The following is a 14,315-nucleotide window of genomic DNA, read 5'->3' as shown; positions in this document are numbered from 1 at the left end:
TGCAGTCCGTGCGCGTGCTTAGTTGAGGACCTGGACCTCGGCGACGTTGATGTCCACGGCGCTCGTGCGGATCTCGGTCAGCTGCCCGCCCTGGGCGCCGCCGGTGACCTGCCAGTCGATGGACCAGGTGGACGTCGCGGTGACGTGGTAGGTGCCGGAGCCGGTGGTGGAGGACGGCTTGTCGTAGCGGTGGCCGCAGTCCGGAGACGACTGCTTTCCGTACTCCGGCTTGTAGGGCGTGCCGGCCGTGGTGCAGGTGACGGTCTTCCCGTCGCCCATGTTCCACACGATCTTCGACACCCTGGCCGTCGCCGTCACCGATACCGGTCCCACGGACGCCGAGGCCACGTTCGGGCCGTACGTCTCGGGGCCCGTCTCGGTCCACATGTAGACGGGCATCCCGACAACGCCCTTGCCACCCGGCTTCGGCGTGATGCCGATCGCCGGCGGACGCAGCCGCATCTTGTCCACGGCCTGCCGCGCAACTACCGCGGGGTCAATCACCGGGCCCCCGCCGCCAGGCGGGGCGTCGGTGAAGATGTTCTTGACGTCGTGCATGCCGGTCTCGTTGTCGAGGCAGTCCTCGATGTACATAGACACGCCGGGCTTCCGGCCGCCGGGCCCCCACAGCGCGTTGTCGTCCTCGGGCTGGGGGTCGGCCAGGGTGTAGGTGCAGGTGTAGCGGCTGTCGCCTCCGCCGGTATCTCCGCCCCCGCCGCCTCCCCCTCCCCCTCCGCCTCCAGTTCCTCCGCCAGTGCTTCCGCCGGGACCACCAGGGACCACGACGATCGGACAGACGAAGCCGGTCTCGCACTTCCCCTTCTCGTCTGCTTCGGCCGTGGCGGGGAGAACCAGTGACACCGCGAGGGGGAGCGCAAGAACGACGTGCCGGCGGGTCAGCACGGCTGGTCCGCGTGGAGTTCGTACTTGAGGACCATCCAGGAGCCGTTCCAGCGCTCCATCATGCTCGTGATGACGTACTTGGGAACGGGGCTGGACGCAACGGGTGCCGGCTGGCCAGTCTTCTTGTCCGTGATCTTCCACTTGGAGACGTCCAGGCATGCCGAAACCGAGACGCTGGGGCTCTTCTTCTCCAGATCCGCCCCAGTCACGATGGGGTTCAAGAGGACCGGCTCCCCCGTCATGACCCGGCCGTTGGTCTTGAGGTTGGCGGTCTCCTCAATGGCCTTGTTGAGGGCGTCGGCAGTGGCGTACTTCTTAAGGTCGGTGCCCGCGATCTCGGTCACCGCGTAGGCCTTGGGCAGTTCCGTCCAGTACGCCTTGTACGCGGTGAGGGCCTCGGCCTTCGCGGCCTCTTCCGGGTCGAGCGTCGCCGACTTGGTCGGACCAGCCGTGGCCGCGGGGGACGGGGACTTGTCCTTCTCGTTGTCCGAACCGCCCGATGAGGTACACGCCGCGGTGAGGGCGACGCAGACAGTCAAAAGAAATGCAGGAACTGCCCGGCTGCTGTTCCAGCCAAGCTGAGCGAGTCGTGCCATCGGTACCGCTGCCTCCCCGTAGAAAGCCATCGCGCCCGGTGCAGGCCTTTGAGGCCTGATTTCGCGCGGCGTGAACCACAACCGTCACAAGCGACCGGACTGTTCCCATACGTTACGCAGCGGCGGCCAATACCGAAAGCCATTAGTGCAGTTCACGGCCACGCGGACGGCGCAAACCGGACTTTTCTACACCCGCGCGGTAGGTTCTCTGAATTCAGTCCGAGGAGCGAGACGCCGGCAACTGGAGCCCTGCGACCCACGCCGTCCTCAAAACTCAGAATGTCGATTCATCTGCACTTCGGATTCGGAGAGCGAATTGGCTCAATACGTAATCAGAATGGCTTGAAACAAGCGCAACTGTCCAGCTTGGAGCGGACCAACTACAGGCACCGCTCCCGGAGCCAACTACTCAAGGGGGGGCGCATCTTCTGCAGCCACCAGCCGAGCTGGGCTGGCTCGCCGAAAAGCGGCCCGCTGAAGGTACTCGGCGTCGAGACCTTCCCGTTGGCCGAGCTGGTGGCGCCTTCGAGCTGGGCCAGAGTGGCTACACCGCAGGATCATCATCGAGGTCTGACTCCGCGGGCCTCGCTGCTCTGGCTTGCCCGTGGTCCAGCCGCCCAGGCCCGGTACCTCACCCCCAGTTGCCCAGAACACCTCGATACCGCCCGGCCAGTCCCAGATGGCTCGCCGGGCGGTATCCGGAGTTCCGCCCCTGGCCGTTCCCGTATGGGCAGGCCGGGCGCGGACTCGAAGAGCCGAGGCAAGCATGCCCGTCGCAGCCACCGGCCTCCTCCAGCACGCCGAACAGCACCAATCGCCCGCTGACCCGGCCCTGTACCTCTTCCAATCTCCATTCGGCCGCCGGTACGGTCCCCACAGCCCAGGTGGCGCGCCACTGGTGCGGCACCTGGTCGGCCTCGGGCCCCACCAGCAGATCCGGCAGGCCTGCTATCACCTGGGTGCTGCAACTGTGCCAGCCCGACGGCGTGAGCAGCGCGCCCAGCTCCGGTTTCACCCACGATCCAGGCACTGCCCGCCTAGCGCGGCGCTCCGGCGACGTGCTGCTGCTGTCGGGTTTGACCAATTCCGCAGGTATACCGAGGTATTCGTGCCACCTGTGGGTTGGATCGCAGCCGGTCACCTGCTTGAACATTCATGCGGAACTGACGCTTGCGCCCTGGCTCGACCTCAGCCCATCACAGGAACCCTGGAGCAGTCGTCAGCCCACCGACAAAGCCTGGCCAACTCCTTCGCAGTGGACGGCGCGAGCCACCAGGGTCAGAGGCAACTGCCCAGTGGAGGGCCCCCTGGGCCCGGAGCGGTGCGTGGGCGACCGTCAGGGAGCCCGCGCAGGGCAGGCGGCAGTGGCTGGTCCAGCGCAGCCGAAAGGCGCTGGCGGGGGGTCCGGGGGCGAGGAGCCCCCGGTGAGGGGTGCAGGGGCAAAGCCCCTGCCAGGGGGTCCGGGGGCTGGCCCCCGCGCCACGGCCGGTCCAGCGCGGCCTTTGCGCTGGCGGGGGGTCCGGGGGGCTGGTCCCCCGGCTATCGGGCCGAAGGTCCGATGCCAACCGGAAAGCTTCCACCATCCCTCGCTGCATAGGTCCCGAGGTGACGAGTCGTAGTTGCCTTACGAGCAAGCCAGGGCGGTGCCGGTCAGCCTCCAGCTTGGGTTCCCTCCCGATACATATAGAGGGCGCAGCCACCGCATCTCTCTGACCTGCGAAAATGCGCCGACTGATGGAACCCTGGGATGCCGATATCGGCATCCCAGGGTTCCATATCGGCATCCCAGGATGCCGATACATGTCGCCTGGCGTCATGTCGTGGAGCGACATCGAACGAACTGGAGGGTTCCTTCGGTTCCGCTCGGCGTCAGGAAGACATGCCGCATCAGGCCCGCAGAGCGGCCCATAGATCCCTTGGTTCGCTGCCTGACCCAGGACGACATGTCGCCAGCCGTCAGGGAGCGAATCGCTGGGTTCGCTCAGTTACCGTTGCCGACATGTCGTCTGCCGTAAGATCGGCGCGTTCATACAGCACAGGTCAGGGGTCGGTAGTGCCTAGAGAAGTGCGCGGGGCCCGCGATGTGTTCAACCCGGCCACCGGTCAGGTGTACGAGTTGCTAGAGCCGGTAGACCCACCACCGCCTCGTCGCATCTCGTACAACATGGGCGGCCGACATGGGCAGTTCTCCATCCCGCGGGTCATGGAGATGCTGAGCAAGGAGTCCGGTCTCACCGGCGATGCCATCCGTGTGTTCCTCTTCTGCGGTATCAAGGCCTTCGAGAAGGGCGGAGCCACTGCGAACGAGGCTGCGGACCACCTGGGACTGACCCCACAAGCCACGCGGCGAATCGCGAAGATGCTGGCAGAGCACAAGTGCCTGCTGGTAGCCGAGCGGGTTGGGCGGACCATCAAGTACCGCGCGAGCCCACACATCATCTCCAGCCTCTCTGGGGAGGAACAGGCGCAGGAGGCCGCCGCCTACCACCTGCCGACCGTGCCGGGGCGACCCGCTACCAAAAAGGAAAAGACCAATGCCTCGCCATCTGTACCCGGAGCTCGAAGCGCTCGCGCAGCGCATAAGCGAACTGCCGCACCTGAAGCAGAACGTGCTGATGAGGTACGCAATCCTGGGGGGCCTGGAGACTTCCGTCGAGAAGACTGCGGCTGAGCTGGCGGAGATGGCCGGTGTGCCCGCGCCGCACTTCTCGAAGGCGCGCCGGGAGCTCGAAGCCGACGGGTGGCTGGAGTTCACTCACAAGGAGGGACAGGTGAAGTTCTTCCGGCTCGGCGAAAGGGCAACCGGCCGGGAGGTTGTGGTTCCCCTCCACAGAATCACGGGATAGTTCCGCCAGTCGCCTGCCAAGGGGGCGGGAAGCTTAGGCCTCCCGCCCCAGCTTGTATTCAGGCTGCTGCGGCGAGGGGGCCACGGAGCCAAGCGTCCACTGGCTCGGCCGGGCCGAGGACCGGTGTGAAGACCGGCTCGAAGGGGCCGTGGGCGCGGAGCTGGTCGAGGGTGGTGACACCTGCCCGCAGTGGGGTGGATGCGAGCGCGGGGTCACTGGCGGCAAGGCTGCGCAGATCGGCGATCCGACGGGCGAGACGCTCCTGGGAGGCGCCGGTCAGCACCAGCAGGAGCCGAGGGAACGCCGGGTACCGGTAGCGCCACACCTGCATCGTGGCCTGACGCCTGGCGCGGGTGCCCTTGGCGGCCTGGGCCTGGGGCGAGTACTCGTGGTAGGCGGCGTAAGCGTGCAGTTTCTGGGCGAGGCGGGCGATGGTCATCTGGGTGCGGTCGACCTCGACGAAGAAGGTCAGCAAGGTCCGCTGCTTGCCATGGGTGTGGACATAGTTGAGGACGGCGTCCGGGACGAGGCACAGCTCCTCCCCGGGCCGGGCCTCGTCACGGTAGTAGTGGGCGATCTCCGGTGACCAGTCCAGGGGGCCGCACTCGTGCCCTAGGCGGCGGGCGTGCTCGACGAACGCGGCTCCGGTTTCGACGACCGCGAGGGTGTGCTCCTGGAGCGGGCCGAGCGCGGCCTCCTGGCTCATCCGGTACGCGCGGGGCTGGAGCAGGCCCACGGCTTCGACGGACTGGGCCCCCTTCTCCGTCAGCCACCACAGCAGCTGGGTCTGGCCGGCGCTGCGCCGTCCTACGGCCTCGGCGAAGCCGGCCTGTCGCAGGGTGTGGAGCTGGCGGCGCAGGAACTCGGACCGGGTGTGGTGCGGGGTGATGAGCCTGTGGAGCTGCATGGTGGAGACCAGGCGGTGCTGGTAGAGGACCTGGGCGGCCTGCTGGGCGACCTGGCCCAGCCCGGTGGGGGCGGAGTGCGGGTAGGGCATGGAGTGCTCCCCTTCTTCTAGGCGATGACGCTGGTGGGGTCGCCGGCGCTCGGGCCGCCGGGGCGCCGGCCGGTGTGGTGGGCGAGGACGACGGCGTCGAGCTCTTCCAGGTCGGCGAGGATGTCGCCGAGGGGGCGGCGGTTGAGGTTGCTGTCGATCGCCTGGTCGAGGGCGGGGACGCCGGCCGGGTTGTCGTAGTGCGCGAAGACCTCGTCCACGGGCAGGCCGCGGACCCGGAAGGGAGTGGTCCGGGCGCCGTTGAGGTTCACGGACATCAGGTAGTGGTACTTCGGCAGCTCGGTGATCGTCTCGGGGGACACGTGGCCGTTCCACCGCTTGGCGACGAAGGCCGCCTCGTCGTAGTCCGCGGCGCAGGTCGACAGCCATGACTGGTTTTGCAGGAGGGCCTGGCGGGTGATGGCGGAGAGCCGGAGCACCATCTGGGTCATGCCGATGAAGCGGACCTCGTACTTGCGGAGCTGTTCGGCGATGGCGGCGAGGAAGCCCTTGCTGCTGTTGTCGAGCGCGGTGAGCTCGTCACCCCATGCCCAGAAGGTCTTGCGCTGCTCGCGCGGGGTGTCCTGCCGGGAGAGGCCAGCGCGGTGCAGGTCGTGGATGAGCAGGCAGCTGACGAGGGCGTCGCTCTCGCTGCCGGACGGGCAGAGGAAGACGATTTTGCCGGTGTCCATCGCGTGGCGGACGTCATACGCGGAGCGTGGGCTGCCGAAGAAGCCCTGGAGGCTCTGGCTGGTGTCGAGGCGGTCGATGGCGTAGGTGACGGTGGGCACCGCGTCGGGGCCGAGCTTGGGGAAGGTGCTCTCCCAGTACGCGCGGACGCGGGCCGGGAGGTTGGGCAGGAGCTGCTCGCGCCAGTCCTCGTCGGTGAGCCACGTTCGCAGCTGGAAGAGGGTGCACTGCGCCTCGGGGTGGCCTGCCTGGACGGCTTTCAGGTTGAGCAGGGCCAGCGCCTGGGAGGCCCGGGCCAGGATCGTACGGGCGCGCGGTGCGTTGTCGCCCCAGTCCTGGGCCGCGGCGATGCCCTCGGTGACGGAGCGGACGATGTCCTGGACGTCGGTGAGGGTGCGGCTCTCCATCGACAGGGGGTTCCAGGAGACGACGGGCTGGTCAGGGTCGGCCTTGGCGAGGTTGATTTCCCAGAGCCGGTCGAGAATGTCCGGGTGTGCGAGGTAGGGCTTGGCGCGGGCCCAGCCCTCTCCGTGCGGGTCGAGGAACCAGCAGCCGTAGCCCGAGTGCGCCATCGCGATGCACTGCACGAGGGCTTCCTCGGTCTTGCCGTGGCCCGCCTTGCCGAGCTGCAGGCCAAACAGAAGGTCCTGCACCCGGGCGGCGGCGATCCGCTCGCGTCCGTCGGGGTAGACCACGGCGCCGAGCGGGATGAGGTCGCGCTGCCCGGTGTAGACGGGCAGGTCGGCCGGGGCCGGCGGGACCAGGCCGCCGGAGCGCACCACGCTGGAGGCGGTGCACTTCACCGTCGGCGGCTTGAGCCAGCCGGCCAGCTCGGGCACGGTCAGCCACTGCCGGCGGATCGGGGCGAACTCGCCGGTCGCGAAGCGGCGCTCGAAGCGGCCAATGGACCAGCGGCGGGGCCGGTGGGCTTTGAGGTAGTTCTCCCCCGAGGTCATCGACAGGGCGGCGATCAGCTGGTGCATCCGGGCCAGGGCCAGCTGCGGGTGCGCGGCCTCGGTACGCAGAAGGATCTGCACCGCGAACACCGCCCCGGCGGAGGGTTCGAGCTTCCCGACGCCGTCGCGCAGGTCGGTCTGCCGCGGGATCCGCTCCGCACGGTTGGAGGACCCGGCGCCGCCGGACCAGGCAGAGGTCATCGAACCCCAGAGGCCGCCTCCGCCGAGGCCGCCGGTGAGGCGCTCGCCGTACGCGGACGGGCCCCGTCGGGCGGCCCGGGCCATCAGGCGCCGACGCCGGCGGGCCAGGCGCTGCTCGGAGACCGGGACCAGGTCGAAGACCGCCTCGGCCTTCTCCCCGTCCTCGGTGCGCACCGAGGCCATGGCCGCCGCCAGCTGCTGGAGCGGGTCGGGGCTCAGGCCGAGGGAGGCGAGTGCCTTGTAGTCGGGCAGACCCAGGGCGAGTTCAGCGCGCTGCACGTACCGGCGCGCGGCCGCCGGGACGGCGGCCGCCTGCGCGGGCTTGGCGAGGGAGATGACAGCGGTCACGGAGTTCCTCCCGGGCCGGTGAAGCGGACAGGGCGGATGTCGGCCTGGCCGTGCTGCGTGCGGACCTCGACCTCGGCGAAGCCGGGCATGTTCAGGACCGCGGCCGCGGCCGCCGGGCCCTCGATGTAGCAGCGCATCTTCCCTGCCTCCGCGGTGTACCGCAGGCGCACCGCTGAACCGCGGGCCGGGACCCGGTCGGCCGCGTGGTGGACCCGGCCGAGCTGGCGGGCCCAGCGCCCGACCTCCCCTTCACTCGGGTCGAAGGTGGCGGTCGGGATGACCTCGACCCGGACACGGTCGGCGAGCGCCTCCCGGACGAGCGCCGCGCGGCGGATCGTCCACCACACCCACACCGCCGCCCCGAGCACGCCGAGGGCGACCAGGTACGGCGCGGCCGCGCTCAGGACGGCCTGAAGCTGGGCGAGGAGCTCGTCGACCGGGAAGTCCGGGAGGTTCATGTCGGCCAACCGGGGGTCGACTGGGACGGGGCGGTGTGGCGCACGGTTCCTCCAGGTTGTGCGAAGAAGCCCTTCACCTGGACCAAGTAAGAATTCGAGACCGATCCAGACACCACGCCCGAATGCTTTGCCATCCCTTGACCGTTGAGGGCTGTCAGCGCGTGCCCGCCCCGCAGATGCGCGCAGCGGGCACAGCTGGATTCAGCCGACGATGCGCCGGACGACAAGAACGGGGCCGCCGAGTTCTCCTTCCTTCGACACCATCACCGGCTTGCCGGTCCGGGGGGCGTGTACCGCGTAGCCGTATCCGATGGACATGGCTACGTGTTCGGGAGCGGAGGCCGTTCCGCGGACGAAGATGAGATCGCCTGGAGCGATGGCGGTCGCGGGGACCCCTCTCCCGTCGTGTATCTGGGTGTAGGTGGTGCGGGTGATCTCCTTGCCGGCCACCCCGTACGCGCGCTGGGTCAGGGAGGAGCAGTCGCACCTCTCGGAGGCGTTGGGGCCGTGGGGGTTGGTGCAGCTGCCGCCCCACTGGTACATGGTGCCGAGCTGGCCGAGCGCCCACCGGATCGCGGTCTGCACCTGCTGCGGCGCGCTGGCCGGAATCTGGTAGCCCTCGGGCAGAGAGCCGGGCGGGATGTTCCCGAAGTCGACGTTGCCGCCGCCCTGTCCGGCGCACCGTCCCGGGCCGAAGCCGCCGAGGCCTGGCTGTCCCGGCATCGGACCGGCGGGGGCGGCGCCGAGGGTGGGGGCGATGGCCTGCTGGAGGGCGGTTGCGAGCGGCTCGTGCTTGGCGTACGCGTCGGGGAAGCCGGAGCGCTGGACTTTCTGCGCGGCCACGGTGACGGGCATCTGCTCCCAGTCCTTTATCTTCACCAGCCCGTCGTAGAACTTCCCGGAGGAGTAGACGGGGTCCATGATCTGCTCGCGCGTTCCCCAGCCCTGTGAGGGCCGCTGCTGGAACAGGCCGAGGGAGTCGCGGTCGCCGTGGTCGAGGTTGATCAGGGTGGACTCCTGGAGGGCGGTGGCGAGGGCGACGACCTGGCCGCGGGCCGGCACCCGCTTCTGGATGCCGGTCGCGACGATGACCTTGGCGTTGGGGATCTGCTTCTTGGGCTCGGACAGGCCTGGAACGTTCACGTCGCCGCTTCCGGCGAGCATCTCCTTGACCTTGCGGGCTATCTCGGCTGTGTCCGGGTCGAGGCCGGGCTGGCCACCGGCGGGGCAGCTGGCCGCTGCGGCCTCGGCCTCGCTCTGGCCGAGGCCAGCAACGTGGGCGCCGACGGCGGCGAGCAGGACGAGCGCCAGGCCAACAACGGCCGCGAGGCCGGCCAGCCACCCCTTGAACTTCTTCTTCATGACCGGCGCTGCCGGCGGCGGCGCAGGTTCAGCTCCCGCTCCTCGTTACGGCTCAGGGTCGCGTCGCTGGGCCGCCGCGGGGTCGCGGTCGGGATGCGGCGCGGGCCGGGCTGGCGGGGGGTGCCGCGGTCGAGGCGCTGCCGGAGCTGCTGCTGGCGCGGCGAGCTCGCTGGCTGGGTCGGGACCTGGTGACGCGGCTGGTGGCGCCTGGTGGTCTGCGCGTTGGGCTGGTTCGGCGTGGTGGGCGCCTGACTGTTGCCGCTGGTCGGTTGGGTTGCCGGTCCTCCCGGAGTTTGATTGGGGACGGTGACCGCCTGGCTGCTGGTGGCGAGGTTGTGCGCGGGGCCTCCGGGGAGCTGGTTGGCCGGGGAACCGGGCGGCTGCGCGGGCGGGTTCTGCGGCGGGACGGGGGGTGTCTGGCCCGGGGTGCCGGCGTTGCCCGGCTGGGGCTGGGGCTGGGGCTGGGGCTGGGGCTGGGGCTGGGGCTGGGGCTGGGGCTGGGGCTGGCCCGCCGGCCGGGCCGGACGGCGGCCGCCGCTGTTGCCGCCGGACTGAATGCGGTTCATCAGCGCGACGGTGCTTACGCTGGAGCTCGTGGCGTAGCCGAGGGCGGCGATCGGGTTGCCCGAGGCCACGGCCACACCGACCATCGCGGTGCGGACCGCGCCGCGGGTGACCTTGCGTGCGATCGACTGGTTCTTCGCCACCGGGGTGGAAGACGGGGCGAGAGCGCTGCCGTTGGTCCCGCCGATGCGGCCGGACGACATCTTGTCGCGCCACTTGGCCGCTGCCTGCTTCGACTTGACCGTGAGGGCCTTGCGCTTCTTGATCGCGCCGATGCACACGATGTCCACGGCCAGGAAGCGCAGGGTGAGTTCGTTGCCCCAGTCCTGCTGCACGGGGTCGAGGACGGCCTGGACGATGAGGATGAGGACGGCGAGGCCGATGATGGAGGCGAGGAGCTGCCCGAGGGAGTGCAGGACGGAGGCCGCCCAGTCCCACAGGTAGCCGCGCCCGGCGCCGGGCAGCAGGCCGGCCACGAGGGCCGGTTCGGCGCGTACGGCGTCCCAGGCGATGCGGCACTGCGCGACGAGGAAGCTGCCGGTGAGGCCGACGATCAGGACGCTGACGATCAGCGCGGCGACGAGGAGGAAGATGGCGCCGCCGACCTTGTCCATCGAGGCCCGCTTCGCGGCCTGGACGTCGCCCTTGACGCAGTCTTTCTCGAACTTCTCCATCGGCGGGTTGCCGAAGTGGTCGATCGCCCACCGCTGCGCGATCGGCAGAGTCCATTCGGTGGTCTGCGCTCCGGTGGGGTCGATCCAGGCCCGGTAGGAGTTGAGCTTCTTCAGCTTCTCCATCTGCTGGTTCACCGCGCGTTCGTAGGCGAGCTGCGTGATTTTGGTGTCGGAGTACTTCTTCGCGCACTCGCCTTCGAAGACCCGGCCGTACTGCAGGAGCATGGCGGGCTTGACGATGAAGGCGTCGGTGAGTGCGTTGGTCAGCGGGCGGGAGAGTGCCCGGCTGCTGGCGGAGTCCTCGTCGTCGGGGGCCTTCTCCTTCGGGCCCGGGTTGGCGTCGAGGATGATGTCGGCGACTTCGAGGGCCAGGCCACGGGCGGCGGCGATCGCGCCGTCCTGCTCGCCGAGGAGGAGCTGCGGGGGCGAGGAGAGCAGGGTGGCCGTGAGCGCCGCGATCAGGAGGGACAGGGCCGCGTCGCCCCACCCCTTCGCCCGGTCCCCGAAGAAGATGCGGACGACCGCGATCAGCGCGCACACCGACAGGAACAGGGACGGCAGCCCCATCTGCAGGATGACCTGGGTGTGCAGGGAGTTGGCGACGGACAGGACCGGCGCCAGGAGCAGCTTGGCGAGGCCGAAGCCGAGGGCCCAGACGATGAGCCAGCAGCAGAACGCGATGACCCACTTGGTGATCATGAAGCAGAGTTCGGTGATCAGGTTCTGGATCCCGAGGTCCCAGTCCGTCAGCCCCCCGGTGTCGCTCTTGACCGTGTAGGCGGAGATGGGGAGGTTCCGTTCGTCGGTCACGTTGAACACGGCCAGGACGCCGCCCTCGTTGGGCAGGAGCTTGCGCAGGCGCTCCTCCTCCGCTTTGAGGTACGCCTCCTGCAAGTTGTCGGAGAGCCTCTTGTTGAGGTCGGCGATGATCTTCTCGATTTCGGCGAGCTCCTCGGGGGTGGGCGTACGGGCCCCGGGCGGATTCGGGGTGAGCGGATTGCTCGGCGGGGGGCTGGTGGGTGTCGGGGTCGGGCTCGGCTCGGCGAGGGCCGGCAGCGAGGTGAGCATGGTGAAGGCGGTCGCGGCGAGCGCCGCCACGAGCAGGGCGAAGCGCAGGCGGGCGGCGCCGAGCAGGCGCAGCCGCTTGAACGGAGCTCGCGGGGTCCTCATGCCGCCGCCTGCTCGCTCGTCGGCGTGGTGTGGATGACCCGCTCGATCGCCCGGTCGCGGGGGATGAGGACGCGCATGAGGCCGATGCGGCCGGCGAGGTCGCGGTAGAGGCACTCCCCCGCGCGGGCCCGGCGCTGGTCCTCGGGCAGGCCGAGCGGGGAGAGCCCGCCGGTGACCAGGTCCAGCAGCTCGGTGTCGGTGGCGTCCACGCCGAGGAATTCCAGGGAGCGGGCTGCCAGGGTCCGGCTGGTCTGGCGGAAGACGAAGCGGTGTGGGATGAGGCCGCGGACGATGACGCCCTTCTCGCTGTCGGACGGGCCGATGTCGTTGGCGTCGTGGCTGCCGACGTACGCCGCCGCATTGCGCTTGCGGCCGTCACGCAAGAGCTCCAGGAGCAGCTCCAGGCCCTCGTCGCTGGAGGTGAGCCACCAGCACTCGTCGAAGACGGTGACCGCGAACTCCTCCCGGGAGCGCATCGCGGTCTCCCGGGAGACGGCGGCGATCAGGTACATCAGGGCCCGGCCCAACACCTTCTCGAACTCCAGCCGCTGGATGCGGTGCTCGGAGGCGAGCTCGGACTTCTTGGGCAGCTGCAGCGCGCTGACGAGGAAGACGACGCTGTCGGCGCGCTGGGTGTCGACGACCGGCAGCGTCTCGTCGAACACCACCCGGGCGAGGTCCTTGCGGGCGACCGAGGCGAGCTTGCGGGCCAGGCCGTGGGCCGCTGGGTCGCCGGCGCCGCGTGTGGTGAGCTCGTCCGTGAGGGCGCGCATGGACGGCTCGGGCCGGGACAGGACGGCCTGGACGGCTTCGGAGAGGGCGACGCCTTCGAGGTCCATCGGGCGGACGCCGAGCAGGAGGGTGAGGAAGGACTCGGTGAAGCGGGCCGCGACCTGAGGGCTGTTCTTCACGTACAGGCGCAGGGGGTCGAGGGATACCTCGGCGGTGTGGTCGATGCGGATGAGCTGGGTGGTGCCGGCGCAGGCCTTGGCGAAGCGGGCCCATTCCTGGTCGGTGGTGCGGTCGACGATGACGGCGCGGCCGCGGGAGCCCGGCCGGCCGAGCTGGTGGCCGCGCGCCAGGACGTTGTAGACCGCGGCCTTCATGCCGACGGACTTTCCGGCGCCGAGCTCGCCGAGCCAGGCCATGGAGGCGGATGCGTTCTCGCGGGGGCCGCGGGCGGGGTCGATGAGGACGGGGCGGGCCCCGCCGGAGGCGACCTGTAGGCCGTAGAGGCCGCCGCGTTCGTCGCCGAGTTGGGATCCGCACCAGGGCATGGCCATCGCGAAGTCCCGCGCAAGGAGGATCCTCGCGTAGCCGGCCATGACGCGGGGGGTGCGGCAGCCGGGCAGCATGGCCTGCCACAGGTTGGTCTGCTCGCCGACGGGGCGAGAGAAGGTGTAGTCGGTGGAGCCGAAGTCGCTCTCGAGGGCCGCGGCGCGGTCCATGGCGTCATTGGGGCTGTTGCCCCACACAGCGAGGGTGACCATGGCGCGGATCTCCACCTCGCGCCGGTTCGCGGTCAGCCGCTCGTGGTACTCCTCGTTGTCCTGCTGGTTGCGGGCCACGGCCGCAGGCGGGCCGGCCGGGTCGCCCTCGTACTCGGCGGCCTGCGCCTTGAGGTGACGGGCGCGCTTGCGGACCTTCGGCTCGGCCTTCGAGCCGGGGACGATAACCAGGCGAGCGGTCCAGTCGACGGGGTAGGCCAGGTCGTCGAGCTGCTGCAGGTAGGCCGCTCCCGGGAGGGCGAAGGCCTCAGGCATCTCGGAGAGGGCCAGGAGGGCCTGGTAGGAGTCGCCCCACTCGGAGGAGACCTGCAGGAACCGCCGGTTGAACGGGTTGGCCGGAAGCGCGGGCCCGCTGCTGAAGTCGATACCGCCCTCGCCGACGAGGATCTCCCCCAAGGCAGCGACGCTGCGGCCACGGCCGCGCACCGGGGTATCGGTGCCGTCCGGAAGGAACGGCTCGGCGAGCCCGCGGCGCGCGCTGTGTCCGTAGATCCACAGGATCTCCGCCTCGGACGCAGGCCGCATCGAGACCCCGGTGGGCCACTGGGCCTGGATCCGCTGGGCCTGCTCCAGGCGCCGGCGCACCTCCGAGTCGGTGACGACTGCGGGCATCAGCCCGAGCTGCAGGGAGATTTCCGCCTTCGCTGCCCGAAACGCGGAGAGCACCGCGTCCTTCTTCGACAGCGGGGGCAGCGGGAGAGCGAGCCAGTCGGTGCGCCCGGTCAGCTCCATGTCCTCCAGCTGGTCCAGGACCGCGTGCCCGAGGCTCTCGTAGCGCGGCGCGCGCTCCAGGTCGATGTCGTCGACCATGGCGCGCACCACGGCGGTCGGGTCGATCTGCGGGCAAAGGCTCATGAGCATCGGCTCGCCGGTCATCGCCTTGAACAGGCCCTCCAAGGCCTTGAGGCGGCGGCGCTTCACGACGGCGGGAGCGTGGGAGTAGTTGGTCGCGGCGACGCGCCAGACGGCCCAGACGGTGCCGTGGGTGGTGAAGATCAAGTTGCTCTGGACGTGCCGGATCGGCAGGCGCATCGTCATCTCTCCA

Annotated in this window: 9 protein-coding genes; 1 reads left to right on the top strand and 8 read right to left on the bottom strand. The window is 69.9% G+C overall.

Annotated features, from left to right (window positions below; translation table 11 throughout):
• Positions 1 to 18: 18 nt before the first annotated feature.
• Positions 19 to 594, bottom strand: coding sequence for an ATP/GTP-binding protein (locus AB0O53_RS14275; protein ID WP_365195722.1), 576 nt, complete (start codon positions 592 to 594; stop codon positions 19 to 21).
• 302 nt (positions 595 to 896) lie between these two features.
• The gene (locus AB0O53_RS14270; RefSeq protein WP_365195569.1) at positions 897 to 1,442 is read right to left on the bottom strand and encodes a hypothetical protein; all 546 of its coding nucleotides are present in this window, start codon (positions 1,440 to 1,442) and stop codon (positions 897 to 899) included.
• A gap of 2,591 nt (positions 1,443 to 4,033) precedes the next feature.
• Between AB0O53_RS14270 and AB0O53_RS14265 the strand changes: the two genes are divergently transcribed.
• A complete protein-coding gene (locus AB0O53_RS14265; RefSeq protein WP_365195567.1) occupies positions 4,034 to 4,345 on the top strand; it encodes a hypothetical protein in 312 nt (103 codons plus the stop codon).
• Between the two features lie 58 nt (positions 4,346 to 4,403).
• Here AB0O53_RS14265 and AB0O53_RS14260 read toward each other — a convergent pair whose 3' ends face one another.
• The 6 genes from AB0O53_RS14260 to AB0O53_RS14235 all read right to left on the bottom strand — a co-directional run bounded on the left by AB0O53_RS14260 (position 4,404) and on the right by AB0O53_RS14235 (position 14,302).
• Positions 4,404 to 5,342: a replication-relaxation family protein gene (locus tag AB0O53_RS14260; RefSeq protein ID WP_365195565.1), complete on the bottom strand. Its 939-nt coding sequence runs from the start codon at positions 5,340 to 5,342 to the stop codon at positions 4,404 to 4,406.
• A gap of 17 nt (positions 5,343 to 5,359) precedes the next feature.
• Positions 5,360 to 7,534, bottom strand: a complete 2,175-nt coding sequence (locus AB0O53_RS14255; protein WP_365195562.1) for a type IV secretory system conjugative DNA transfer family protein — start codon at positions 7,532 to 7,534, stop codon at positions 5,360 to 5,362.
• Positions 7,531 to 7,992 (bottom strand): hypothetical protein, encoded by a 462-nt coding sequence (locus AB0O53_RS14250; RefSeq protein ID WP_365195560.1) that lies wholly within the window; start codon positions 7,990 to 7,992, stop codon positions 7,531 to 7,533. The genes AB0O53_RS14255 and AB0O53_RS14250 overlap by 4 nt, the downstream gene beginning before the upstream one ends.
• 201 nt (positions 7,993 to 8,193) lie before the next feature.
• A complete protein-coding gene (locus tag AB0O53_RS14245; RefSeq protein ID WP_365195557.1) occupies positions 8,194 to 9,354 on the bottom strand; it encodes a C40 family peptidase in 1,161 nt (386 codons plus the stop codon).
• A complete protein-coding gene (locus AB0O53_RS14240; RefSeq protein WP_365195555.1) occupies positions 9,351 to 11,762 on the bottom strand; it encodes a hypothetical protein in 2,412 nt (803 codons plus the stop codon). The genes AB0O53_RS14245 and AB0O53_RS14240 overlap by 4 nt, the downstream gene beginning before the upstream one ends.
• A complete protein-coding gene (locus AB0O53_RS14235) occupies positions 11,759 to 14,302 on the bottom strand; it encodes an ATP-binding protein (RefSeq protein ID WP_365195552.1) in 2,544 nt (847 codons plus the stop codon). The genes AB0O53_RS14240 and AB0O53_RS14235 overlap by 4 nt, the downstream gene beginning before the upstream one ends.
• Between the last annotated feature and the right edge of the window lie 13 nt (positions 14,303 to 14,315).

This window comes from Streptomyces erythrochromogenes (assembly GCF_040684695.1).
GTDB lineage: Bacteria > Actinomycetota > Actinomycetes > Streptomycetales > Streptomycetaceae > Streptomyces > Streptomyces erythrochromogenes_C.
The sequence above is the reverse complement of the archived record's forward strand: the minus strand, read 5'-3'. Positions and strand labels throughout refer to the sequence as shown.

What these genes read in the sequence shown, in the direction of transcription:
- AB0O53_RS14260 (WP_365195565.1), bottom strand. Translation starts at nt 5,342, where the DNA reads ATGCCCTACCCGCACTCCGCCCCCACCGGGCTGGGCCAGGTCGCCCAG.
- AB0O53_RS14275 (WP_365195722.1), bottom strand. Translation starts at nt 594, where the DNA reads ATGTACATCGAGGACTGCCTCGACAACGAGACCGGCATGCACGACGTC.
- AB0O53_RS14235 (WP_365195552.1), bottom strand. Translation starts at nt 14,302, where the DNA reads ATGCGCCTGCCGATCCGGCACGTCCAGAGCAACTTGATCTTCACCACC.
- AB0O53_RS14265 (WP_365195567.1), top strand. Translation starts at nt 4,034, where the DNA reads ATGCCTCGCCATCTGTACCCGGAGCTCGAAGCGCTCGCGCAGCGCATA.
- AB0O53_RS14245 (WP_365195557.1), bottom strand. Translation starts at nt 9,354, where the DNA reads ATGAAGAAGAAGTTCAAGGGGTGGCTGGCCGGCCTCGCGGCCGTTGTT.
- AB0O53_RS14250 (WP_365195560.1), bottom strand. Translation starts at nt 7,992, where the DNA reads ATGAACCTCCCGGACTTCCCGGTCGACGAGCTCCTCGCCCAGCTTCAG.
- AB0O53_RS14240 (WP_365195555.1), bottom strand. Translation starts at nt 11,762, where the DNA reads ATGAGGACCCCGCGAGCTCCGTTCAAGCGGCTGCGCCTGCTCGGCGCC.